The sequence below is a fragment of the Enterobacter sp. 198 genome, assembly GCF_009025585.1.
GTDB lineage: Bacteria > Pseudomonadota > Gammaproteobacteria > Enterobacterales > Enterobacteriaceae > Enterobacter > Enterobacter ludwigii.
Window position 1 is genome coordinate 91,491 of the sequence record NZ_WCIM01000017.1, and the last position, 22,942, is coordinate 114,432.

Here is a 22,942-nt window from a genome sequence, read left to right on the forward strand (position 1 = left end):
AATGTTAGATAAAAGCAAACAATTAGTTATAAGGAGCATGCATGCGCGTCATAACCCTGGCCGGAAGTCCACGATTCCCCTCTCGCTCCAGCGCACTGCTGGAATATGCCCGTGAAAAGCTCAATGCTCTGGATGTGGAAGTATGCCACTGGAATCTGCATAACTTCGACCCCGAGGATCTGCTCTACGCCCGTTTTGACAGTCCGGCGCTGCAAACGCTGACTGAACAGCTTAAAGGGGCTGATGGCTTAATCGTGGCGACGCCTATCTATAAAGCTTCGTTTTCCGGGGCCCTGAAAACCCTGCTCGATCTGCTGCCTGAACGTGCGCTGGACGGCAAAGTAGTCCTGCCACTGGCAACGGGCGGCACGGTGGCCCATTTACTGGCGGTGGATTATGCCCTCAAGCCGGTACTCAATGCGCTAAAAGCGCAGGAGATCCTCCACGGCGTCTTTGCCGACGACTCGCAGGTTATCGATTATCAACACAAACCTCACTTCACGCCGAATCTGCAAACCCGTCTCGACAGCGCCCTGGAAACCTTCTGGCATGCCCTGCACCGCAGAGATATCCACGCCCCGGCGTTTAACCCGTCACAGGGAGTCGCCCATGTTTAAAAGATTAACCCGTCTCGGACTGGCCGGGCTGTTAGCGCTCACCTCGCCGGCCCACGCGGCAGAGACGGCGCCTGAACATTTACGCATCGGCTATCAGAAAGGCAGCGTCAGTATGGTGCTGGCTAAAAGCCATCAGCTTCTGGAAACACGCTTCCCGAAGACCACATTCTCCTGGATTGAGTTCCCTGCGGGCCCGCAAATGCTGGAAGCCCTGAATGTCGGAAGCATCGACCTCGGCAGCACCGGGGATATTCCGCCAATATTCGCGCAGGCGGCGGGGGCCGACCTGGTTTATGTCGGCGTTGAGCCGGCCAAGCCGAAGGCTGAGGTCATTCTGGTCCCTGAAAATAGCATCATTAAGACGGTCGCCGATCTCAAAGGCCACAAGGTTGCATTCCAGAAAGGCTCAAGCTCGCATAACCTGCTGCTGCGGGCCCTGCAGGAGGCGGGGCTTAAATTCACCGACATTCAACCCGTCTATTTGACGCCGGCTGATGCTCGCGCCGCTTTCCAGCAGGGCAATGTCGACGCGTGGGCTATCTGGGATCCCTACTACTCCGCAGCTTTACTGCAGGGTGGCGTGCGGGTATTAAAAGATGGCACCACGCTGAAACAAACCGGCTCGTTCTACCTCGCCGCGCGCCCGTATGCGGAAAAGAATGGCGCTTTTATTCAGGATGTTCTTAACACCTTTACTCAGGCGGATGCGCTAACGCAAAGCCAACGTCAGGAAAGCATTACCCTGCTGGCGAAAACCATGGGCTTACCTGAGCCGGTGATCGCGAGCTATCTCGATCACCGTCCACAGACCACCATTACCCCGGTGGACGCACACGTCGCTGCGCTGCAGCAGCAAACCGCAGATCTCTTCTATCAAAATCGCCTTGTTCCAAAACAGGTGAATATTCGCGAACGCATCTGGCAACCCGCAGGCAAAGAAGGAACCAAATCATGAGTCTGAATCTTTTCTGGTTTTTACCCACCCACGGTGATGGACACTATCTTGGCACAGAAGAGGGTTCACGCCCGGTTGACCACGGCTATCTGCAGCAGATTGCGCAGGCAGCCGACCGAATCGGTTTTACCGGCGTACTGATCCCCACCGGACGCTCGTGCGAGGATGCGTGGCTGGTAGCCGCATCGATGATCCCCGTGACCCAACGCCTGAAGTTCCTCGTGGCACTGCGTCCGAGCGTGGTCTCCCCGACCGTCGCGGCGCGCCAGGCGGCAACGCTCGACAGGCTCTCTAACGGCCGGGCCCTGTTTAACCTGGTCACCGGAAGCGATCCGCAGGAGCTGGCGGGTGACGGCGTGTTCCTCGATCACACCGAACGCTATGAAGCGTCCGCCGAGTTCACCCGCGTCTGGCGACGTCTGCTGGAGGGGGAAACCGTCACCTTCGAAGGTAAACATATTCACGTTCGCGACGCCAGGCTCTACTTCCCGCCGGTGCAGCAGCCGCGCCCTCCTCTTTACTTCGGCGGCTCATCAGATGTGGCGCAGGATCTGGCGGCTGAACAGGTTGATCTCTACCTCACCTGGGGTGAGCCGCCCGAGCTGGTCAAAGAGAAAATTGCCCAGGTGCGCGCCAAAGCGGCAGCGCATGGTCGCAAGGTGCGCTTTGGTATTCGCCTGCATGTGATTGTGCGTGAAACCAATGAAGAAGCCTGGCAGGCGGCCGACCGGCTGATCGCGCATCTCGATGATGAGACTATCGCTAAAGCTCAGGCGGCGTTTGCGAAAACCGACTCCGTCGGCCAGCACAGAATGGCGTCATTGCACAACGGTAAGCGCGAGAGTCTGGAGATCAGCCCGAACCTGTGGGCGGGCGTCGGCCTGGTGCGCGGCGGTGCGGGTACCGCGCTGGTCGGCGACGGTCCAACGGTGGCTGCGCGGATCAATGAATACGCGGACCTGGGTATCGACAGTTTTATCCTCTCCGGTTATCCGCACCTGGAAGAGGCCTACAAAGTGGGCGAGCTGTTATTCCCGCATCTGGATGTCGCCATCCCGGACGTACCCCAGCCCCGCCAGCTCCAGCTTCAGGGTGAAGCCGTGGCTAACGAGTTTATCCCGCGAAGAGCCGCACAAAGCTAAGGAGTTGCCATGATTGCCCCCTCACAAAAATGGTTGCTACGTGCCGCCCCATGGTTTTTACCCGTTGGCATTGTGCTTGTCTGGCAACTCGCGTCTTCTGCCGGCTGGCTGTCGAGCCGTATTCTGCCCTCTCCGGAGGGCGTAATAGAGGCATTCTGGTCGCTGAGCGTCAGCGGCGAACTCTGGCAGCATTTGGCCATCAGCTCATGGCGCGCGGTAATTGGTTTTTCGATTGGCGGAAGCATCGGCCTGGTACTGGGTCTGATCAGCGGGCTTTCTCGCTGGGGCGAGCGGCTGCTCGATACCTCCATTCAGATGCTGCGTAACGTGCCGCATCTGGCGCTGATCCCACTGGTCATTTTATGGTTTGGTATTGATGAGAGCGCCAAAATTTTTCTCGTCGCGCTGGGTACGCTGTTCCCGATTTACATTAATACCTGGCATGGGATCCGCAACATCGATCGCGGACTGGTCGAAATGGCACGCAGTTACGGCCTGTCCGGTTTTGCCCTCTTTATGCATGTGATCCTGCCGGGCGCCCTGCCCTCCATAATGGTCGGCGTGCGCTTTGCGCTCGGCCTGATGTGGCTGACGCTGATTGTGGCAGAGACCATCTCTGCAAACTCAGGGATTGGCTATCTGGCGATGAACGCCCGCGAATTCCTGCAAACGGACGTGGTGGTGGTGGCCATTATCCTCTATGCCCTGCTCGGCAAACTTGCCGACGTCAGCGCCCAGTGGCTGGAACGCAGCTGGCTGCGCTGGAATCCAGCCTATATTTCACAGGAGGCTAAAGCATGAATACTGCCCGACTGACTCAGGGTACACCGCTGCTCCTTAACGGTGTCACGAAGCGCTATGGCGAAAACACGATTCTCAACGCGCTAGATCTGCATATTCCTGCCGGACAATTTGTCGCCATTGTGGGCCGCAGTGGCGGCGGCAAGAGTACGCTGTTACGCCTTTTAGCCGGGCTAGAATCCCCCAACGGCGGCGAAATTCTGGCAGGCGCGACACCGCTGGCCACTATTCAGGATGATACCCGCATGATGTTTCAGGACGCGCGCCTGCTGCCCTGGAAAACGGTGATTGATAATGTCGGACTGGGCCTCAACGGCAACTGGCGGGATGAAGCCCGCCAGGCGTTGGCCGCCGTAGGGCTGGAAAACCGTGCGGATGAATGGCCTGCTGCGCTCTCCGGCGGGCAGAAGCAACGCGTGGCGCTGGCGCGAGCGCTGATACATCGTCCGGGCTTGCTGCTGTTGGATGAGCCACTCGGCGCGCTCGACGCCCTGACGCGAATCGAAATGCAGGACCTGATTGCCGCGCTCTGGCAAAAGCATGGCTTTACGGTACTTCTGGTGACGCACGACGTGAGCGAAGCCGTCGCGATGGCAGACCGCGTGCTGCTAATAGAAGAAGGGAAAATCGGTCTTGATGTCACGGTCGATATTGCGCGTCCGCGCCGCGTAGGGTCGGCAAGACTGGCAGAGCTGGAGGCGGAAGTGCTGAATCGGGTGATGAAGCGCGGGGTCAGCGAGCGAGCGTTAATGACGGCTCACGGCTGACATCCTCCCTCTCCCACCGGGAGAGGGAGGATGGGTCTTTCGATCAGGCCAGTGCCTTAGCGATCTTCTCGTACAGATCGCCAGACAGGTTTTCCAGCCCTTTCAGCTGCTCAAGCGCAGCACGCATTTTCGCCTGGCGCTGTGCATCATAGCGTTTCAGACGGATCAGCGGCTCAATCAGGCGTGACGCCACCTGTGGGTTACGGCTGTTCAGCTCGGTCAACATTTCCACCATAAACTGATAACCGCTGCCATCTTCCGCATGGAACGCCGCCGGGTTGCTGCTGGCAAACGCGCCAATCAGGGAACGCACGCGGTTTGGGTTGCTCATGGTGAAGGAGCGATGCTTCAGCAGACTGCGTACATTGCTGAGGGCATCGGCCGCCGGGCTGGTGGCCTGCAGGATGAACCACTTGTCCATGACCAGACCATCCTGATGCCACTTGTCATCGTACTCCTGCATCAGCGCATCACGGCATGGCAGTTCGGCGGCAACACTTGCAGCCAGGGCTGCCAGCGCGTCGGTCATGTTGTCTGCTTCGTGATACTGCTTGCTCACCAGCGTGTTTGCCAGCTCGCGCTCACCAAAGGCCAGATAACGCAGGCAGGTGTTACGCAGGGAACGTTTACCGATGTCAGCATGTTCCACACGATAAGCGTCAAGCTTATTGGCGTTGTAGATTGCGAGGAATTCGTCCGCAAGCTCGTTCGCCAGCGTACGGGTCAGCGCTTCACGCACCGCCACAATGGCAATCGGATCGATGATGTCGAACAGTTCGGCGATTTCGCCTGCGGATGGCAACGTCAGAATTTCAGCCGCCAGCGCCGGGTCAATCTTCTCATCCAGCAGGACTGCGCGGAATGCGTCCGCAACGTGAACCGGCAGCGACAGCGGCTGGCCCTGCTGATGACGATTAACGTTCAGCTTGATGTAGGTCGCCAGCAGGCTTTGCGCCGCATCCCAGCGTGAGAAGTCATTGCGCGCATGGCGCATCAGGAACGTCAGTTGCTGGTCGCTCCACTTATATTCCAGTTTCACGGGCGCAGAGAATTCACACAGCAGCGCGGGAACCGGCTGGAAATAGACGTTATCAAAGATAAAGGTCTGTTCCGCCTGGGTCACGTTCAGGACGTGGTGGACCGGATGACCGCCCTTCTGCAGCGGGATCACGTTACCCTCGTTGTCATACAGTTCAATACTGAACGGAATGTGCAGCGGGTGTTTTTCTTCCTGCTCTGCCGTTGGCGGCGTGCGCTGGCTGATGGTCAGGGTGTACTGCTCGGTTTCCGGGTTGTAGTCGTCTTTGACGGTGACAATCGGCGTGCCGGCCTGGCTGTACCAGCGGCGGAAATGGGAAAGATCGACATTAGACGCATCCTCCATCGCCTGCACAAAATCGTCGCAGGTGGCTGCGCTGCCGTCATGACGCTCGAAGTAGAGCTGCATCCCTTTCTGGAAGTTCTCTTCACCCAGCAGGGTATGGATCATGCGGATAATTTCCGCCCCTTTTTCGTACACCGTCAGGGTGTAGAAGTTATTCATCTCGATGACTTTATCGGGACGGATAGGGTGTGCCATTGGGCTGGCATCTTCCGCAAACTGCAGGCCACGCATGGTGCGCACGTTGTTAATGCGGTTCACCGCACGGGAACCCAGATCGGAACTGAACTCCTGGTCACGGAAGACGGTCAGGCCCTCTTTCAGGCTCAGCTGGAACCAGTCACGACAGGTGATGCGGTTTCCGGTCCAGTTATGGAAATACTCGTGTCCGATGACGCGTTCAATATCCAGGTAATCTTTATCGGTTGCGGTATCGGTACGTGCCAGCACGTATTTGGAGTTAAAGACGTTAAGACCTTTATTCTCCATCGCGCCCATGTTGAAGAAGTCGACAGCAACGATCATATAGATGTCGAGGTCATACTCGAGGCCAAAGCGCTCTTCATCCCACTTCATGGAGTTGATAAGCGAGGTCATCGCCCATGGCGCGCGGTCCAGGTTGCCGCGGTCGACGAACAACTCCAGCGCGACGTCGCGGCCTGAACGGGTTTTGAACGTATCACGCAGCACGTCGAAATCACCCGCCACCAGCGCAAACAGGTAACACGGTTTCGGGAACGGATCCTGCCACTGTACCCAGTGGCGACCGTTTTCCAGCTCGCCTTCACCTACGCGGTTGCCGTTGGAAAGCAGGAACGGATAGAGGGTTTTATCGGCGATGATTTTCGTTGTAAAGCGTGCCAGCACGTCCGGGCGGTCAAGATACCAGGTAATGTGGCGGAAACCTTCGGCCTCACACTGGGTGCACAGGGCGACGCCAGACTGGTAAAGCCCTTCCAGCGCCGTGTTGGCAGCCGGGCTGATTTCATTCACGATGCGCAGCGTAAAGCGTTCCGGCAGGTTGTCGATAACCAGCTGGTTGCCTTCTATTTTATAGTCAGACCATGCTTGATCATTGATCTGCACGGAGACCAGCGTCAGGTCTTCACCATCCAGACGCAGCGGCACAGCCGTCGCGCTCTGGCGCGTGAGCTGGCTTACCGCCGTGACAACGGTTTTAGTGGCATCCAGGTCAAAAGTCAGATCGATATCGCTAATCAGGTAATCCGGCGCACGGTAGTCGTGGCGGTATTTGGCTTGTGGCTGTTGTGTCATAGAAAACCTTATGCATCGTTTGTCGAATAACGAATCCAGTCTATTCCTGTTGTGTAAAACGCGCTATGCAGAATGTTCATCTTTTCAGGTACAAACACCTTTTTCGCTACATTTGTATAACACGGGGCACAAAATGCCCTCGACCATAAAGAGCGCTTATGTTGTGATCGGGGTTCAATAAATCACTAAACAAGGTATACTCCGGAGTTGTTTATTGTACTAAACGCTCCTGTGAGAGGATGCTACTGCGCACCTATGACTCAATTCGCTTCTCCTGTTCTGCATACATTGCTGGATACCGACGCGTATAAACTGCATATGCAGCAAGCCGTTTTCCACCATTACTATGACGTCCATGTCGCGGCGGAATTCCGCTGCCGTGGTGACGACTTGCTCGGTATCTACGCAGACTCCATTCGTGAACAGGTCGATGCTATGCAGCATCTGACGCTGCAGGACGACGAATATCAGTGGCTCTCTGGCCTGCCCTTCTTTAAAGCTGACTACCTGAACTGGCTGCGCGACTTCCGCTATAAGCCGGAGCAGGTGACCGTGGTCAATGATAACGGCAAGCTGGATATTCGTCTTGAAGGCCCGTGGCGTGAAGTGATCATGTGGGAAGTTCCGCTTCTCGCGGTGATCAGTGAACTGGCCCACCGCTACCGTTCCCCGGAAACCGGCGTTGAGCAGGCGGTCGCGTCGCTGGAAAATAAACTGGCCGCATTCTCAACGCTGACCGAAGGGCTGGATATGTCCCGCTTCCGCCTGATGGATTTTGGCACGCGTCGCCGTTTCTCTCGCGAAGTGCAGCAGGCTATTGTGAAGCGTCTGCAGCAGGAGTCGTGGTTCGTGGGCACCAGCAACTACGATCTGGCACGTCGTCTGGATCTGACCCCAATGGGTACCCAGGCGCATGAGTGGTTCCAGGCGCATCAGCAGATAAGCCCGGACCTGGCAAACAGCCAGCGTGCCGCACTGGCCGCGTGGCTGGAAGAATATCCCAATCAACTGGGCATCGCGCTTACCGACTGTATTACGATGGACGCGTTCCTGCGTGATTTTGGCCCTGAATTTGCCGAACGTTATCAGGGATTACGCCATGATTCCGGGGATCCGGTTGAATGGGGTGAAAAGGCCATTGCCCATTACGAAAAACTGGGCATTGACCCAATGACCAAGGTGCTGGTCTTCTCTGATAACCTCGATCTGGCGAAAGCGGTCGATCTCTATCGTCATTTCACCTCCAGAATTAACCTGAGCTTTGGGATTGGCACCCGTCTGACCTGCGACATCCCTCAGGTAAAACCTCTGAACATCGTGATAAAACTGGTGGAATGTAACGGTAAGCCGGTAGCGAAGCTCTCCGATAGCCCCGGTAAAACCATCTGCCATGACAAAGCCTTTGTGCGCGCATTACGCAAAGCATTCGATCTGCCGCAGATCAAAAAAGCCAGTTAACCGCTTTCGGGAGCCTTTCAGGCTCCCCTCTCCTCAATTTATTTCTTAATTCTTCTCTTTTGACTGCGAAATCTGCTTGTCTGATGGCGGATGCCAGGTAACATAGATATCCCCCCCAGTAAGGGTGGACAAGTGTTTATTTTTTCCGACTATTAACAGAGAGAATATTATGAGCGTTGTGCCTGTAGCCGACGTACTCCAGGGCCGTGTCGCCGTTGACCAAGAAGTCACCGTGCGCGGATGGGTGCGTACTCGCCGAGATTCTAAAGCTGGCATCTCCTTCCTTGCCGTCTATGACGGTTCCTGCTTTGATCCTGTACAGGCCGTCATTAATAATTCTCTGCCCAATTACAATGATGACGTTCTGCGCCTGACAACGGGTTGTTCCGTTATCGTAACCGGTGTTGTTGTGGCATCACCTGGTCAGGGTCAGAGTTTCGAAATTCAGGCCTCAGCCATTGAAGTCACTGGCTGGGTTGAAGATCCCGACACCTACCCAATGGCGGCAAAACGTCACAGCATCGAATATCTTCGTGAAGTGGCGCACCTGCGTCCACGCACCAACCTGATTGGTGCGGTTGCCCGCGTGCGTCATACGCTGGCGCAGGCGCTGCATCGTTTCTTCGATGAGCAGGGTTATTTCTGGGTGTCTACTCCACTGATCACTGCGTCCGATACGGAAGGTGCGGGTGAAATGTTCCGCGTCTCTACGCTGGACATGGAAAACCTGCCGCGTACGCCAGAAGGTAAAGTGGACTATGACAAAGACTTCTTCGGTAAAGAGGCCTTCCTGACGGTTTCTGGTCAGCTCAACGGTGAAACTTACGCCTGCGCGCTGTCCAAAATCTACACCTTTGGTCCTACCTTCCGTGCAGAAAACTCCAACACCAGCCGTCACCTGGCGGAATTCTGGATGCTGGAGCCTGAAGTGGCGTTCGCAGATCTGGATGATGTCGCGGGTCTGGCAGAAGCGATGCTGAAATATGTCTTCAAAGCGGTGCTGGAAGAGCGTCCTGACGACATGAAATTCTTCGCAGAGCGTGTCGACAGCGATGCAGTCGCACGTCTGGAGCGTTTCGTCTCAGCAGATTTCGCGCAGGTGGACTACACCGACGCGGTGGCCATCCTCGAGAAATGCGGTGAGAAGTTTGAGAACCCGGTTTACTGGGGCGTTGACCTGGCGTCTGAGCACGAGCGTTACCTGGCCGAGAAGCACTTCAAAGCACCGGTTGTGGTGAAAAACTACCCGAAAGACATTAAGGCCTTCTATATGCGCCTTAACGAAGACGGTAAAACCGTTGCGGCGATGGACGTCCTGGCACCGGGCATTGGTGAAATCATCGGTGGTTCTCAGCGTGAAGAGCGTCTTGACGTACTGGACGCACGCATGGAAGAGATGGGCCTTAATCCTGCGGATTACAGCTGGTATCGCGATTTACGCCGTTACGGTACCGTCCCGCATGCCGGTTTTGGTCTGGGCTTTGAGCGTCTGATCGCCTATGTCACCGGTGTTCAGAACGTCCGTGACGTTATTCCATTCCCACGCACACCGCGTAACGCCAGTTTCTAATCGACTGAATAACAAATGGCCAGCAATTGCTGGCCATTATTTTATTCTGCATTGTCAGTTTTCGTCAGCGCAAAGTCAGCATTTTTAAACCACAACCCCGTTACAACCACTACCTGTTACGTTTTGTTTCCACGAAACATCTGCGCACAAAAAATAAACCCTATTCTTATTGCGCTTATTGCAATCTGAAGCAATAGCACAAAATTCAACCAGCTTTACAGCCATCCAGAAGTCTTTTTCGGGTCATAAGAAAAAATGAGCCGTTTGGCTTCTGTTTATACGAATTGCCTTTATCTAAATTAATTATAAGCTTTTCATATAGATATCAAAGTATCTGCCGTTTAATTCGCCAGTGGACGCTGAAATTTGAGGTGGTTCACAAAGTTCCGAAAAATACACATTTAGTTACACATGATTTCTTTTTGTAACTTAATCTTGAGAATTGTAGCACTTTCAGGCTAGCGAAACGGTTCTATGAATGGAAAGATGCCTGTCAGATACATAAAGACACCTAACTCTCATCAATAGTTCCGGAAATATTTATTGACAGAATTTATTGACGGCAGTGGCGAGTGTCATAAAAAAACCAATGAGGGTAATAAATAATGATGAAGCGCAATATTCTGGCAGTGGTAATCCCTGCCCTGCTGGTAGCCGGTGCAGCTAACGCTGCAGAAATCTATAACAAAAGCGGCAACAAACTGGATCTGTACGGGAAAGTGGTTGGTGAGCACGACTTCGTTACCTCTGGTGACAACACTGACAGCAACGACGCTACTTATGCTCAGATCGGTTTCAAAGGCGAGACTCAAATTAACGACCAACTGACTGGTTTCGGTCAGTGGGAATACCGTGCTCTGGCAAGCCAGGCAGAAAGCAACCAGACTCAGCGTACCCGTCTGGCGTTCGCCGGTCTGAAAGCGGGTGATGCAGGTTCCATCGACTACGGCCGTAACTACGGTATCGTATACGACGTAGAATCTTACACCGATATGGCGCCATCTTTCTCAGGTATGACCTGGGCAAACTACTCTGACAACTTCATGACTGGCCGTAACTCTGGTCTCCTGACTTACCGCAACTCTGACTTCTTCGGTCTGGTTGACGGTCTGAGCCTGGGCCTGCAGTATCAGGGCAAAAACGAGCGTACTGACGTGAGAACCGCTAACGGTGACGGTTTCGGTACCTCTGTAGGTTATGAGTTCGGTGAAGGTTTCGGCCTGATCGGCGCATACAGCAACTCTGACCGTACTGACGGGCAATCCGCAGACGGCAAAGGCGAGAAAGCGGAAGCATGGGCTGTTGGTGCTAAATACGATGCGAACAACATCTACCTGGCAACCACCTATGCTGAAACGCGTAACATGACCCGTGAAGACGACGGTTCTTTCGCAAACAAAACGCAGAACTTCGAAGTTATCGCTCAGTACCAGTTCGACTTCGGTCTGCGCCCATCCGTGTCCTACGTGCAGTCTAAAGGTAAAAACCTTGCACAACGTGGCACCTTCGCTGGCGGCGATGCTGACCTGCAGAAATTCGTTGAACTGGGTGCAACTTACTACTTCAACAAAAACTTCAACATCTATGTTGATTACCAGTTGAACCTGATCGACGACACCGACTACTCTCGTAGCGTGGGTATCGTGAACGGTAAAGACGACCAGGTTGCAATGGCTGTGACCTACCAGTTCTAATCAGTACACCACTTTGTTATATGCTTAATGAACAGGGCTTCGGCCCTGTTTTTTTTATGTCTGATAGCAAAAAATGGCGACTTTTGAAAAGCCGCACGCTTTTTGTCGCAAACGGTTGGCATTTTGTAAATCTACCGTTAACCTGATAGCGGATTTCACTTCTGCAATCACAATGGAACTTCGTCATGTTTGAGAACATTACCGCCGCTCCTGCCGACCCTATTCTGGGCCTGGCCGATCTGTTTCGTGCCGACGACCGCCCTGGTAAAATCAACCTGGGTATTGGTGTATATAAAGATGAAACCGGCAAAACCCCGGTGCTGACCAGCGTTAAAAAAGCTGAGCAGTATCTGCTGGAAAATGAAACCACCAAAAATTACCTCGGTATTGATGGTATCCCTGAATTTGGTCGTTGCACTCAGGAACTGCTGTTCGGCAAAGGCAGTGCAATTGTGAGCGACAAGCGTGCGCGTACAGCACAGACCCCTGGCGGTACCGGCGCGCTGCGCGTCGCGGCGGATTTCCTTGCGAAAAACACCTCTGTTAAGCGTGTCTGGGTGAGCAACCCAAGCTGGCCAAACCACAAGAGCGTATTCAACTCTGCAGGCCTGGAAGTACGCGAATATGCTTACTACGACGCGGCTAACCACTCTCTGGACTTCGACGGTCTGCTGGCCAGCCTGAACGAGGCTCAGGCGGGTGATGTGGTGCTGTTCCACGGCTGCTGCCACAACCCAACCGGTATTGATCCAACGCTGGAACAGTGGGAACAGCTGGCGAAGCTCTCCGTAGAAAAAGGCTGGCTGCCGCTGTTTGACTTTGCATACCAGGGCTTCGCCCGTGGTCTGGAAGAAGACGCGGAAGGCCTGCGCGCTTTTGCTGCCGTGCATCAGGAACTGATCGTGGCAAGCTCTTACTCCAAGAACTTCGGTCTGTACAATGAGCGTGTCGGTGCCTGTACGCTGGTTGCGGCGAACACTGAAACCGTTGATCGTGCATTCAGCCAGATGAAATCCGTGATCCGCGCTAACTACTCTAACCCGCCTGCACACGGTGCCTCTGTCGTTGCGACTATCCTGAGCAACGATGCACTGCGTGCTATCTGGGAACAAGAGCTGAACGATATGCGTCAGCGTATTCAGCGCATGCGTCTGCTGTTTGTGAACACCCTTGCGGAGAAAGGCGCTGACCGTGACTTCAGCTTTATTATTAAGCAGAACGGTATGTTCTCTTTCAGCGGCCTGACCAAAGAACAGGTTCTGCGTCTGCGTGAAGAGTTTGGCGTCTACGCCGTGGCGTCTGGCCGCGTCAACGTTGCAGGCATGACCCCAGACAATATGGCGCCGCTGTGCGAAGCCATCGTCGCCGTGCTGTAAATTGCCCCCATAAAAAAAGCCTGCATAATGCAGGCTTTTTTTTATTCTGGTTACCAGACAGGCATTTCGTCCTGAAGGAACGGGTTATGGAGTCGTTCATAACCCAGCGTCGACATCGGACCGTGTCCAGGGATAAACGTCACATCATCGCCCAGCGGCAACAACTTCTGTTTAATCGACTGAATCAGCTGTCCGTGGTCGCCACGTGGAAAATCGCTGCGTCCTACGCCACCTTTGAAAATCACATCGCCGGAAATCAGCAGACGGGACTGGTCATCAAAGAAGACAATATGGCCTGGCGTATGCCCAGGACAATGCAACACCTGTAAAGTCACATTCCCTACGTTAACGCGCTCTCCTTCATTTAGCCAGCGATCGGGCGTCAGGGGCAGACACTCATCAAGGCCAAACATGCGGCTCTGGGCTGGTAAACCCTGCAGCCAGAACTCATCTTCTTTTTCCGGACCGATCACAGGCACACCGAAGTGCTGTGCCAGCTCCGCCGCCGCACCAACATGATCAAGATGACCATGCGTCAGTAAAATCTGCATCAGCGTGACACCGCTATCAGCGACTTCCTGCTTGATTTTCTCAGCGTCACCGCCGGGATCGACAAGCGCGGCCAGTTTGGTTTGCTCACACCAGATTAATGAACAATTCTGGGAGAATGCAGTAACCGGAATAATACGATAGTTCATACTGCTCCTGTGTTTCGTTATTACCAGTGCCGGACCGGACCGGTATCAATATGCACAAAGTTGCTACTTGGGTAATATCCTACACCACCTGCGCGCATAGATAACGCAGCTTTGCGAATATTGGCTAACGAAACGCCTTCAATATGGAAATCCATTGCCTGTCCCTTCGTGTGATAGCTTTTTTTCGCTACCCCACGGCTGTGGGCGCGCAGTTCATTATTGGTATCAACAGAGCGATAACCAGAAATAAGCTGCACTGGCTTGCTGGTACCCAGCAGGCCCTGAAGGCGGAATAACTGATCAAACAGTCCTGGGTCGATGGCTTTTATTTTATTCGCGCGGAAATCACGGAAAAAATGGTTAAGTCTTGCTAATTCATCCTGAATATAGCCTCTGCCATCGAAGAACTCCGCTTTTAACGACTCACCGGTGTGGAGATTGTTGAGCGTTAAAACTCGCGGACGAGGTGTCGAGAGGGTGGCAAATGCTGGCGTCGGCAAGATGGCCGCTGCGCCGAGCGCAACACCACCTAACGCCAGCAGTTTGCGGCGATTAGCGTCAAATTTGTCCATGATAATCAGGTCTACAGGTCAATGTTTATCGTAAATATGCTTAGCGCACGAAGGGCACCTTAACTGGCAAAGCCGACTACGTCAAGGCACCCAACCCCAGTAAATACGCGGCCTCCAGCCATATAGCCCCGTATTCACCATTACTTACGACAACCTATTTTCCCGAACTGCTTCATTTACCTGATTAATTGTTCAGCTTTTGGCAAAATTTGTGCGCCGGATCGCGCCGTGAGATCATAATTGTAAATATCTGTACGATACTGCGTCCGCCCGTCCTCACCCACAAACGCCGTCAGATAATAAAGATTGACCGGAATATTATGGCGAATATTAACGTAACGCGTATCCCCCTGCTTCAGGGCGTCAGAGATGCGCGTATCGTTCCAGCCTGCATCCTGCAACAGCATATTAGCCAGCTCCGAGGCTTTATTGACACGCACACAGCCTGAACTCAGCGCGCGGGTGTCTTTCTGGAACAGATTGTGGTTCGGCGTATCGTGCAGATAGATAGCATCTGAACTCGGCATATTGAACTTGTAGCGTCCGAGCGAGTTATGCGCACCGGGTGCCTGCTGGAACCGGAATGGCAGATTAGACGCGGTAATGGTTGACCAGTCGACCATATAGGGGTCTATCGCCTCTTTGCTGTTCCAGCCGCGCATTACCGTATAGCCATGGCGTTCCAGGTAGCCCGGATCGTTCCAGACCTTGGGCAGAATGTCTTTACGTGCCAGCGTCGGCGGTACGTTCCACGGCGGGTTAACCACCACGTTGTTCAGTGCACTGCTCATCATCGGCGTTTTGCGATCGGGACGTCCCACAATCACGCGTGACGCCAGCACTTCACTGCCGTTCTGGTAATAGACCAGCGAATACGCTGGAATATTCACCATGATGCCAGTAGAGAGGGTCCCTGGCAGCAAGCGTAAACGCTGGATATTGAGCGCCAGCACCCCTGCCCGCTGCGCAGGTGAGACGTTCAGCCAGTCGCGCGTTGACTGGCCAATCACGCCATCAGCACCCAGCCCCTGAGCAGCCTGAAACTGCTTAACCGCTGCAACCAGCTCCCGATCGTAGGCCGCGGGCTTATCACTCAGAACGGCGGCTTTTTTCTCTTTCACCGGGGCTGACGGGCTGACAACGACGCTTTGCGCATCGTCACCCGGCAGGGCAATTTTAGGCCCGCTATCCAGAATACCGGAGCGTTTGAGGATCTCACGCAGGGCAGGCACATCGCTGCTCCACTGTCCAGGACGCAGCGTCGCGGTACCACGCATCTGCGGCCATGGACGTGAATCCCCGACCAGTTCCAGAAGCGACTGATGCATGGTCGCGTATTGCGGATGTGCCGGCGCGAGGCTCGCAATAAAGCGCGGCAGATCGCCACTATCCAGTGCCAGTTGCCACTGGTTAATTACCGACAGTGCCGGAGTCGCCAGCTTGTAAGGCTTATCGCTGTACAACCAACGGTTACCATTGACCGGAATACCGGCCACAAACTGGAGATACCCCATCATGGCATCGGAAAGCACCACGTCCCGCGCCTGCCCGGTGACAGCAGGATCGGTTAAGAGCTCAACCCATTTTGTGAACTGCGGCTGGAACCCTGCAATGGCGACTTCTGCCAGCTGTTGCTGGAAGGCGCGCACCGCATCACGGTTTTCCCACATGGGTTTCATGTCACGCGCCGCATAGAGCAGCGTGAGCTGGCTGGTATAGACAGGCGTGTAGCCTGCTGGCAGCCCAGACAGCAGCTGCTGGCGAAGCGATTCCGCGTCGATGCCTTCTGGCAACGGTTTAATACCGGCCATGATGGCAGTCGCAGGAGACTGCTCCAGCGGTTGAGACAGCGACGTTGGCTGTGTGCCAGTCGTTGCTGTGCTGTCAGTCGGCACAATTTCAGGCTCGTCGGCCTGAGCGGTTAACAGTGGAGCAAACGTCACTGCCAGGCATAAACTTAGCGCAGACAGCTGACGACCACATTTTTTCTTTAGCAACATCCCTTGCCCCCTGTTTTCACGACATGCCCATCACGTTGGGGCTTTCTTTTATTATAGGGTGACGGCAAACCTGTTGCCTTACCTTATGTAAAGAAGTTTAAAGATAACGCAGCCTTAAACACAAGTTAAGCGAAAAAAAAAGCGGCGCTGGTGCGCCGCTCACGGTGAGAAAACGCCTCAGGACGCGTCTGCCGTTGTTTCCGGTAAGGATTCTGGCGGCTGTGGGGCAAAACCGCGTAACCCGACCACGTGAACGTGTTCGGTATTCTGGAATACCTTACGCACCAGTTTATACGTGGTGCCTTTCTCAGGACTGATGTTCTCCGGCGCAGCGATAATGAGCTGCATATCAAGACGCTCGCAGAGTTCAAACAGTGTGGCAATTGAGCGGGCGTCAAGACGCGCCGCTTCATCCAGGAACAGCAGTCGACATGGGGAGATATCTTTGCCGCGCAGACGACGTGCTTCATCTTCCCAGCTCTGGACCACCATCACCAGAATCGACATCCCGGTACCGATAGCTTCACCGGTAGAGAGTGCACCGGACTCTGCACGGAGCCAGCCGTCTGAACCACGGTTAACCTCCACTTCCATTTCCAGGTAGTTACGGTAATCCAGGAGCTCTTCACCAATGGTTTGCGGCGTGCGTTGCCCCATGTCAATCTGCGGATTAAGGCGTTGATACAGTTTCGCCAGCGCTTCGGAGAAGGTCAGACGGTTGCTGTTGAACAGATCCTGATGCTGTTCGTGCTGTTCAGACAACACTTCCAGCAGCGTCGAGTGCGCTTCACGCACGTTCACGTTCAGACGCACGCTGTTTACCTGACCAAACGATACGCTCTGCAAGCCCTGGTTCAGCTGGCGAATTCGGTTCTGCTCGCGCTGGATGGTTTTACGGATGATATTCGCCACACTGCGGGAACTGATAGCCAGCTTCTGCTCGCGGGAGGTCAACTCTTCCGTCAGGCGGCCCAGTTCGATTTCCATCTGCTCAATGGCTTCGACCGGATCATCGGTACGAATGATGTCCTGACGAATACGCTCACGCAGGTGCTGATAAACGGCCACGAAGAACTGGATCTTACGCTCAGGGCGTTTCGGATCTTCGGACATACGCAGCACATCGCGCAGGTGTTCGTTATCCGCCACCGCCAGACGCAAGGCACCCAGCGCCTTATCCGACATAGAGCGCAGTTCATCCGCAGAGAGATAGGCCAGCTCGCGACGATGCAGACGGCGTTCAACGTTATTGTCTTTCACCATCCGCATGACGGCGCACCAGCCCGCCTTCGCGGTCACGACCTGCTCACGCATTTCGTGATAATCACGCTCCAGCTTGCGCAGGCGACGAGTCAGGTTATCCATTTCCGCTTCACAGAAGGTCAGCGCTTTTTCCAGCTGATTACGACGTGCGCGGTTATTACTGAGCTGCGCATGCAGTTCATCACGGCGGATACGCGCCCGCTCTTCTGCTCCGCTGTCAGCACGGACGCCAATGTCCTGCAACTCTTTCTGAAGATCGTTTAACAGCTCTTTCTTGGTGTCGAAGGAGCTTTTCAGCGAGGCCAGGACCTGATTGTACTGGTTCAGCTGTGCCGAGTGGCTACGCATCGCGTCACGGGCGCGAGTACGTTCAGCTTCAGCCTGTTCAAGGCGCTGACGCAGCTTCTCATTGAGATCGCTGTTACCGCTCAGCATCTCCGCGGAATCGGAGTAGCCGAAGTGGGCCCGACGCTGCACCACTTCCGTCAGGGCAAACGCCTGCTGGCGCGCTTCGCGCTGCACCTGCTGCGACCAGGCGTAATCTTCTTTTAACTGCTCGAACTGCTCCGGATCGCTCTGCAACACGGAGACTATTGGTTCGAGCTTCGCCAGCTGATTACCGTACTGCTGAACAAAACGTGCCGCTTCCTGAGCTTCATCCAGACGTTCCTGAATCTCATCCACGCGGTCAGCCAGCGTGTCATCTGCCAGCAGATTCAGGCGAGGCAGGATGCGGTTAAGGGCCGCAACGCCCTCTTTCGCCTGTTCGAACTGAACGCGGCTTTGCTGGTTGTCATTTTCATGGTTTGAGATCGCACGCTCAAGCTCGCCACGACGGGTGTTGAGCTTGCGAATTTCGGCTTCCGGGTCAGCTTCAAACGCCACGCCCAGATGGCTGCCGATAAAGCGGCTGAACGCCTGATGAAGACGCTGGGTTTTCTGCACGTCAAACGACAGGGTCGCAAAACGTTCAGACAGCGTCTCACGCTCGGCGTGCAGACTTTCAATCCGGTTTTCACGCGCTGCGCGACCAAACAGCGGAAGCTCAGGGAAGCGAGAATAACGCCACTGACGATCGGCGATTTTGACGACAACCGCTTTTTCCAGCTCATCGACGCTGAATACGCTGTCATCGAACGACTGCGGATCCCCTTCGATTAAATAGAGGTCTTCCGGGCAATCTTCCAGTCCTGCCAGCTGGTCAGCAATCAGCGACAGATCCGGGACCACAATCGCATTACGTGATGGGCCATACAGGGCTGAGAAGTACGGCGCATCGTCCAGACCGACATCGTCATAGATTTCGGACAACAGCACGCCGCCAAAACGTTCAGCCAGGGCGTTCAGACGTGAATCTTCCGAACCACCAGGCTGGCTTAAGCGCTCAATCTCTTCATCGATCTCACGTTTACGGGCGCCGACTTCATCGCGCTCAACAATCGCCTCGCGCTCGCGCTCCAGCAGCTGTTGCAGATATTCGGTCACGTCCTGGCTGGACTCAAACTGTTCGCCGCACTGTTCACTGAGCTGATTCAGGCTGCTTTGGGCAGCCAGCCAGACTGGGGCACGCTGCAGCAGCACCTTAGAACGGGACTGCAGCTGTTCCATCTCCTGGCGCAGCGTCATGCGCTGTTCACTGGCGTTGGATACGAAATCGGAAAGCGCAGCAATACGCGCTTCGAGCTCCTGATGCAGAGCTTCAAGATCGTCGAAATCGTAATTTTTGCCCTGGCGCTTACAGAACTCCGCCAGCATACGCTCGGCTTCCTGTTGTTCGCGAAGACGCTGTTCCAGTTCGTTCAGGCGCATACGCAGCGGCTGAACCTGCTCGGCCAGATGGCGCTGGTTCACACCGTCGCGCAGCAGTTCACGGGCAACTTCCCACGCTTCGTTACGCGCAAGCGGTCCGTTAATTGCCACAACCAGCTGGTACGCTTGCTCAAACTGACTGTGCGCCGTTTGCGCGACGCTCATCTTCTGTTCAAGCGAGAGCAGTTTCTCGGTCGCTTCCTGCTCTTTGGCCTGGAAGGTATCCAGCCACTGGTCAGCGCTTTCCGGGGTGAGGTCAGGCAGATGACACAGCTCTTTTGCACGCTGTAACGCCTGAAGTGCCTGGGTATACTGAATTGCACGCGTCTGCTGCACGTCCAGCGCCTGCTGGTAATCGGCCAACTGATTTTTCAGCTCATCCACTTCCAGCTCGGCGGCCTCGGCACGTGCTTCGTTCTCTTCCTGCATGTCGGCAGCTTCCGCCACCACTTCATTTTGCTCTTCGAGACGAATTTGCAGCTCATCGAGATCCGCTTCGTAGCGCTCGATCTTCTCTTGCTGACGCAGGGCGGTCTGCACCAGGTTCAGGTGATCGCTGGCAGCCTGGTAATCGGCTTCCAGATCGCCTTCGGCACCGTTGTGCTCGCCCAGTTCACGCGCCATTTCGACGTGCTTATACTGCTCAGCCACCAGCTGTTTACGGGAGGTAAACAGCTCGCGGCGGTACTCTAACGCCTGATCGAGATGGACACGACGTTCATTGGCGTGACGCATATAGTCCGCCGCCACGTAGTTGGTGGCCTCGCTAATCAGGTGCTTAAACAGGTCACGGTCAGACTGCGTCACGCGAATGGCTTCGAGCGTCATGCGGTTTTCACGCAGCGCAGCTTCCATATCCTGGAAGGCCTTACGCACGCCGCTGTTTTCCGGTAACAGGTAGTCGCGCAGGGAGCGGGTAATGGCGCTGGAGATACCACCGTACAACGATGCTTCGATCAAACGGTAGTATTTGCTACGGTCAGACGCACTGCGCAGACGGCGCGCCACAACGCCCAGATCGAACATCAGGGAGTGGTAATCCGTAATGGAGTTGAACTGCTTGAACTGCACGCCTTCGATGGTTTCGAGCTTATCTTTCAGCTCCTGCAGCGTCAGCACGCGCGCCTGACGCTCATTCAGGGTTTCCGTCAGCAGCGCTGTGGGTTGCATGGAGGTTGGCAGACCCTGGATGGCAAACGGTTTAATGTCCACTTTACGGTCACGGCCTGCGACCTGCTGCAGACGTACCCCCACCACCACACGCTGATGTCGGGAGTTAATGACGTCCAGTACCGAATAACAGACGCCTGCTTTGAGTTTGCCGTGCAGGCCTTTATCGCGAGAGCCGCTGGTCGCCCCCGCTTCGGTGGTGTTACGGAAATGGAGCAGCGTCAGATCGGGGATCAGTGCCGTAACAAACGCCGCCATGGTGGTGGATTTACCCGCACCGTTACCACCGGAGAGCGTCGTAACCAGCTCATCCAGATCGAACGTCCGGGCAAAGAAGCCGTTCCAGTTAATCAGCGTTAGTGAGCGAAATTTACCGCGTTCAATCATTACTCTTCCTCCCCGCTATCCGGCAGATTCTCTTCATGCTCATCATCGAGCTGCAAATGGTTTTCCACCGGCATCGCTTCACCGTCGCGGATCATGCGAAGCTGCGCTTCACGCGCATCGTCGCCCGCACGCACATCGGCGCCGAAGCGGAAGACAGATTCCGTGATGCGGAATTTGCTGCTGTCATGGCCCATAAACCAGACCATGCCCAGACGACGCAGACGGTTAAGGGAAGAGCGAACTTTTTCCTGCAATTTCTGGCGGTCAAGATCCGAGCCGGTGGAGCGGTTGTTTACCAGCTTAAGCAGCTTGCTCTCATCCGCCAGCGCCAGCAGCTCGTCGTAAAGCTCCTGCTGGGTGAAGATGCCTTCATTTGCCAGACGCTCCGGGCTGAGATAGAGGTAGCAAAGAATTTTGCCGACCATCATATCCAGCTCAGAGAGCACGGAACGCGGAATCAGGGTTGTGGAACGTGGACGCAGGTAGAAAAACCCTTCCGGTGCGCGGATGAGCTCCACGTTATAGCGGGCGTAAAACTCTTCCAGGTACTCCTGGAAGTCCATCAAAAAGGCGTGATTGTCCAGCTCGTCTAAGCCAATGTGACGACCGGCACGCAGTTGGCTGTCCAGCGCCGGAAACAACGGATTCGCCAGCGCCTGTGCCAGCTTAACTGGCATCACTTGTTCAATATTTGTCAATGACATGCGCCTGTACCTTGGCTCCGTAATCGTTAATCGGCTGCCACTTCGGCGGCAGCCCGGTGAAATCTGCTTGCGCGACGCCCAGACGCACGGCCTGGTCTACCACAATGCGGGCGATGTCGAAGTGGCGCGCGCGAGGATATTGCGCCAGATAGTCGCGCACCACGAGCCCAAGATCCAGCGGCACTTGTCTGGTTTTGTAGACAGCGAGCTGTTCTTCGATCATCGCCGCAAGTTGCTCACGAATTTCGTTGAACTCTTCATATTCCAGATCCGGTGGCAGTTCACCGGTCACTTCTTCATCGCGCAGGGCCATCTCTTCGTCGCGCATATCCAGCAGACGATCGGCACTGGCGTAAGTCAGCGCCCATGGCGCATCGAAATAGGTCTGTACCGACTGGCGCAGACGCTGAGCAAAGACGCGGTTTTTATCCATATCGATCGCGGTACGGATAAATTTATGCACGTGACGGTCATAACCGATCCACAGGTCAATCGACTGCTGACCCCAGCTGATAATACGATCGAGTTTGCTCTGCAGATCGAACACCAGACGGTCAATAAAATGCAGATCGTCATGGGCCATGGTCGCATCCTGGATGCGCAGCAGGTTCGCCTGAAGCTTATCCCCTGCCGCTTCCAGCGTATCCTGCAGTTCACGCAGCGTACCCGAGGTTTCCGACAGCAACATTTCACAGCTGGAGATGGCCGCACGCCAGTCTTTATTCAGCAACTGCGCGATATCGTCTTTTACCTGTTGCTGCTGTTCATCCATCAGACGCTGGGTCAGATCGATGCTGTCGAAAATCTCTGCCACCGAATATTTCAGCGGCGCATAGACGTTACGGTGCCAGTGGAATTCGTCACCGTTTTCATCCGCTGCATCGGCGGCGCGCTTAAGTTCACCCGCCACAATCGAGAGCTGCATGGAAAGACGCAGCGTGGAAAATTCACGCTGGCGGATGTAGTAATCGGTGATGCCGATACCCAGTGGCGTCAGACGATAGATGGCGTTTCCTTCCGCCTGCTCGCTGGTAAAGCGGTTCAGCAGACGTTGACGCACCATATCGTTGATTGCGTTGTTGGCACGCACGCTAATGGTTTCGCTGGTTTGCTCAAACGCATCACTGACATGGCGGAACGCATCCACCAGTTCACCCTCGCTCATTTCGCCATCCAGCCGTTCGCCGTTCAGCGTGGCAACCGCCAGCAGGAAAGAGAGTCTGTCTACCGGCAGCGAGATGGAGAAATCGTTTTTCCTGGCCCAGGCAACCAGTTCGGGGACTGTCTGCGAAAATTCACTCAT

At 55.0% G+C, this 22,942-nt stretch carries 16 protein-coding genes; 9 read left to right on the top strand and 7 right to left on the bottom strand.

The window, feature by feature from the left end:
* Positions 1 to 41 precede the first annotated feature (41 nt).
* The 5 genes from ssuE to ssuB are packed head-to-tail and all read left to right on the top strand — an operon-like array spanning position 42 to position 4,282.
* A complete protein-coding gene (gene ssuE / locus F8561_RS09770) occupies positions 42 to 617 on the top strand; it encodes an NADPH-dependent FMN reductase (RefSeq protein ID WP_032681324.1) in 576 nt (191 codons plus the stop codon).
* Complete coding sequence (locus F8561_RS09775; RefSeq protein WP_151887381.1) at positions 610 to 1,572, top strand: sulfonate ABC transporter substrate-binding protein; 963 nt, start codon at positions 610 to 612, stop codon at positions 1,570 to 1,572. The genes ssuE and F8561_RS09775 overlap by 8 nt, the downstream gene beginning before the upstream one ends.
* Positions 1,569 to 2,714, top strand: a complete 1,146-nt coding sequence (ssuD, locus tag F8561_RS09780) for an FMNH2-dependent alkanesulfonate monooxygenase (protein ID WP_047357170.1) — start codon at positions 1,569 to 1,571, stop codon at positions 2,712 to 2,714. Before F8561_RS09775 ends, ssuD begins: the two co-directional genes overlap by 4 nt.
* A gap of 9 nt (positions 2,715 to 2,723) precedes the next feature.
* Positions 2,724 to 3,515, top strand: coding sequence for an aliphatic sulfonate ABC transporter permease SsuC (gene ssuC, locus F8561_RS09785; protein WP_025204543.1), 792 nt, complete (start codon positions 2,724 to 2,726; stop codon positions 3,513 to 3,515).
* Complete coding sequence (ssuB, locus tag F8561_RS09790; protein WP_032681326.1) at positions 3,512 to 4,282, top strand: aliphatic sulfonates ABC transporter ATP-binding protein; 771 nt, start codon at positions 3,512 to 3,514, stop codon at positions 4,280 to 4,282. The genes ssuC and ssuB overlap by 4 nt, the downstream gene beginning before the upstream one ends.
* A 43-nt stretch (positions 4,283 to 4,325) precedes the next feature.
* Here the strand turns inward: ssuB and pepN are convergent, their stop codons facing one another.
* Entirely contained in the window at positions 4,326 to 6,938 is a 2,613-nt protein-coding gene (gene pepN / locus F8561_RS09795) for an aminopeptidase N (protein ID WP_151887382.1), read from the bottom strand.
* A gap of 255 nt (positions 6,939 to 7,193) precedes the next feature.
* Here pepN and pncB point away from each other — a divergent pair, with 255 nt between their 5' ends.
* From pncB to aspC, 4 genes are all read left to right on the top strand, one after another.
* Entirely contained in the window at positions 7,194 to 8,396 is a 1,203-nt protein-coding gene (gene pncB / locus F8561_RS09800; RefSeq protein ID WP_151887383.1) for a nicotinate phosphoribosyltransferase, read from the top strand.
* Between the two features lie 169 nt (positions 8,397 to 8,565).
* Complete coding sequence (asnS, locus tag F8561_RS09805; protein ID WP_032677806.1) at positions 8,566 to 9,966, top strand: asparagine--tRNA ligase; 1,401 nt, start codon at positions 8,566 to 8,568, stop codon at positions 9,964 to 9,966.
* Positions 9,967 to 10,571: 605 nt separating this feature from the next.
* Positions 10,572 to 11,660, top strand: coding sequence for a porin (locus tag F8561_RS09810; protein WP_020884808.1), 1,089 nt, complete (start codon positions 10,572 to 10,574; stop codon positions 11,658 to 11,660).
* Between the two features lie 185 nt (positions 11,661 to 11,845).
* Positions 11,846 to 13,036, top strand: a complete 1,191-nt coding sequence (aspC, locus tag F8561_RS09815; protein ID WP_020884809.1) for an aspartate transaminase — start codon at positions 11,846 to 11,848, stop codon at positions 13,034 to 13,036.
* Between the two features lie 50 nt (positions 13,037 to 13,086).
* Here the strand turns inward: aspC and F8561_RS09820 are convergent, their stop codons facing one another.
* The 6 genes from F8561_RS09820 to mukF form a co-directional block, all read right to left on the bottom strand.
* Positions 13,087 to 13,734 carry an MBL fold metallo-hydrolase gene (locus F8561_RS09820; RefSeq protein WP_020884810.1) on the bottom strand — a complete coding sequence of 216 codons (648 nt, stop codon included), beginning with the start codon at positions 13,732 to 13,734 and terminating at the stop codon, positions 13,087 to 13,089.
* A gap of 20 nt (positions 13,735 to 13,754) precedes the next feature.
* Positions 13,755 to 14,306, bottom strand: a complete 552-nt coding sequence (locus tag F8561_RS09825) for a YcbK family protein (RefSeq protein ID WP_014169403.1) — start codon at positions 14,304 to 14,306, stop codon at positions 13,755 to 13,757.
* Between the two features lie 176 nt (positions 14,307 to 14,482).
* Positions 14,483 to 16,306, bottom strand: a complete 1,824-nt coding sequence (gene ldtD / locus F8561_RS09830; protein WP_014169402.1) for a L,D-transpeptidase — start codon at positions 16,304 to 16,306, stop codon at positions 14,483 to 14,485.
* A gap of 177 nt (positions 16,307 to 16,483) precedes the next feature.
* Positions 16,484 to 20,935, bottom strand: coding sequence for a chromosome partition protein MukB (mukB, locus tag F8561_RS09835; RefSeq protein ID WP_151887384.1), 4,452 nt, complete (start codon positions 20,933 to 20,935; stop codon positions 16,484 to 16,486).
* Positions 20,935 to 21,639: a chromosome partition protein MukE gene (mukE, locus tag F8561_RS09840; protein WP_014169400.1), complete on the bottom strand. Its 705-nt coding sequence runs from the start codon at positions 21,637 to 21,639 to the stop codon at positions 20,935 to 20,937. Before mukE ends, mukB begins: the two co-directional genes overlap by 1 nt.
* The gene (mukF, locus tag F8561_RS09845; RefSeq protein WP_014169399.1) at positions 21,620 to 22,942 is read right to left on the bottom strand and encodes a chromosome partition protein MukF; all 1,323 of its coding nucleotides are present in this window, start codon (positions 22,940 to 22,942) and stop codon (positions 21,620 to 21,622) included. The genes mukE and mukF overlap by 20 nt, the downstream gene beginning before the upstream one ends.

What these genes read in the sequence shown, in the direction of transcription:
- ssuE (WP_032681324.1), top strand. Translation starts at nt 42, where the DNA reads ATGCGCGTCATAACCCTGGCCGGAAGTCCACGATTCCCCTCTCGCTCC.
- F8561_RS09775 (WP_151887381.1), top strand. Translation starts at nt 610, where the DNA reads ATGTTTAAAAGATTAACCCGTCTCGGACTGGCCGGGCTGTTAGCGCTC.
- ssuD (WP_047357170.1), top strand. Translation starts at nt 1,569, where the DNA reads ATGAGTCTGAATCTTTTCTGGTTTTTACCCACCCACGGTGATGGACAC.
- ssuC (WP_025204543.1), top strand. Translation starts at nt 2,724, where the DNA reads ATGATTGCCCCCTCACAAAAATGGTTGCTACGTGCCGCCCCATGGTTT.
- ssuB (WP_032681326.1), top strand. Translation starts at nt 3,512, where the DNA reads ATGAATACTGCCCGACTGACTCAGGGTACACCGCTGCTCCTTAACGGT.
- pepN (WP_151887382.1), bottom strand. Translation starts at nt 6,938, where the DNA reads ATGACACAACAGCCACAAGCCAAATACCGCCACGACTACCGTGCGCCG.
- pncB (WP_151887383.1), top strand. Translation starts at nt 7,194, where the DNA reads ATGACTCAATTCGCTTCTCCTGTTCTGCATACATTGCTGGATACCGAC.
- asnS (WP_032677806.1), top strand. Translation starts at nt 8,566, where the DNA reads ATGAGCGTTGTGCCTGTAGCCGACGTACTCCAGGGCCGTGTCGCCGTT.
- F8561_RS09810 (WP_020884808.1), top strand. Translation starts at nt 10,572, where the DNA reads ATGATGAAGCGCAATATTCTGGCAGTGGTAATCCCTGCCCTGCTGGTA.
- aspC (WP_020884809.1), top strand. Translation starts at nt 11,846, where the DNA reads ATGTTTGAGAACATTACCGCCGCTCCTGCCGACCCTATTCTGGGCCTG.
- F8561_RS09820 (WP_020884810.1), bottom strand. Translation starts at nt 13,734, where the DNA reads ATGAACTATCGTATTATTCCGGTTACTGCATTCTCCCAGAATTGTTCA.
- F8561_RS09825 (WP_014169403.1), bottom strand. Translation starts at nt 14,306, where the DNA reads ATGGACAAATTTGACGCTAATCGCCGCAAACTGCTGGCGTTAGGTGGT.
- ldtD (WP_014169402.1), bottom strand. Translation starts at nt 16,306, where the DNA reads ATGTTGCTAAAGAAAAAATGTGGTCGTCAGCTGTCTGCGCTAAGTTTA.
- mukB (WP_151887384.1), bottom strand. Translation starts at nt 20,935, where the DNA reads ATGATTGAACGCGGTAAATTTCGCTCACTAACGCTGATTAACTGGAAC.
- mukE (WP_014169400.1), bottom strand. Translation starts at nt 21,639, where the DNA reads ATGTCATTGACAAATATTGAACAAGTGATGCCAGTTAAGCTGGCACAG.
- mukF (WP_014169399.1), bottom strand. Translation starts at nt 22,942, where the DNA reads ATGAGTGAATTTTCGCAGACAGTCCCCGAACTGGTTGCCTGGGCCAGG.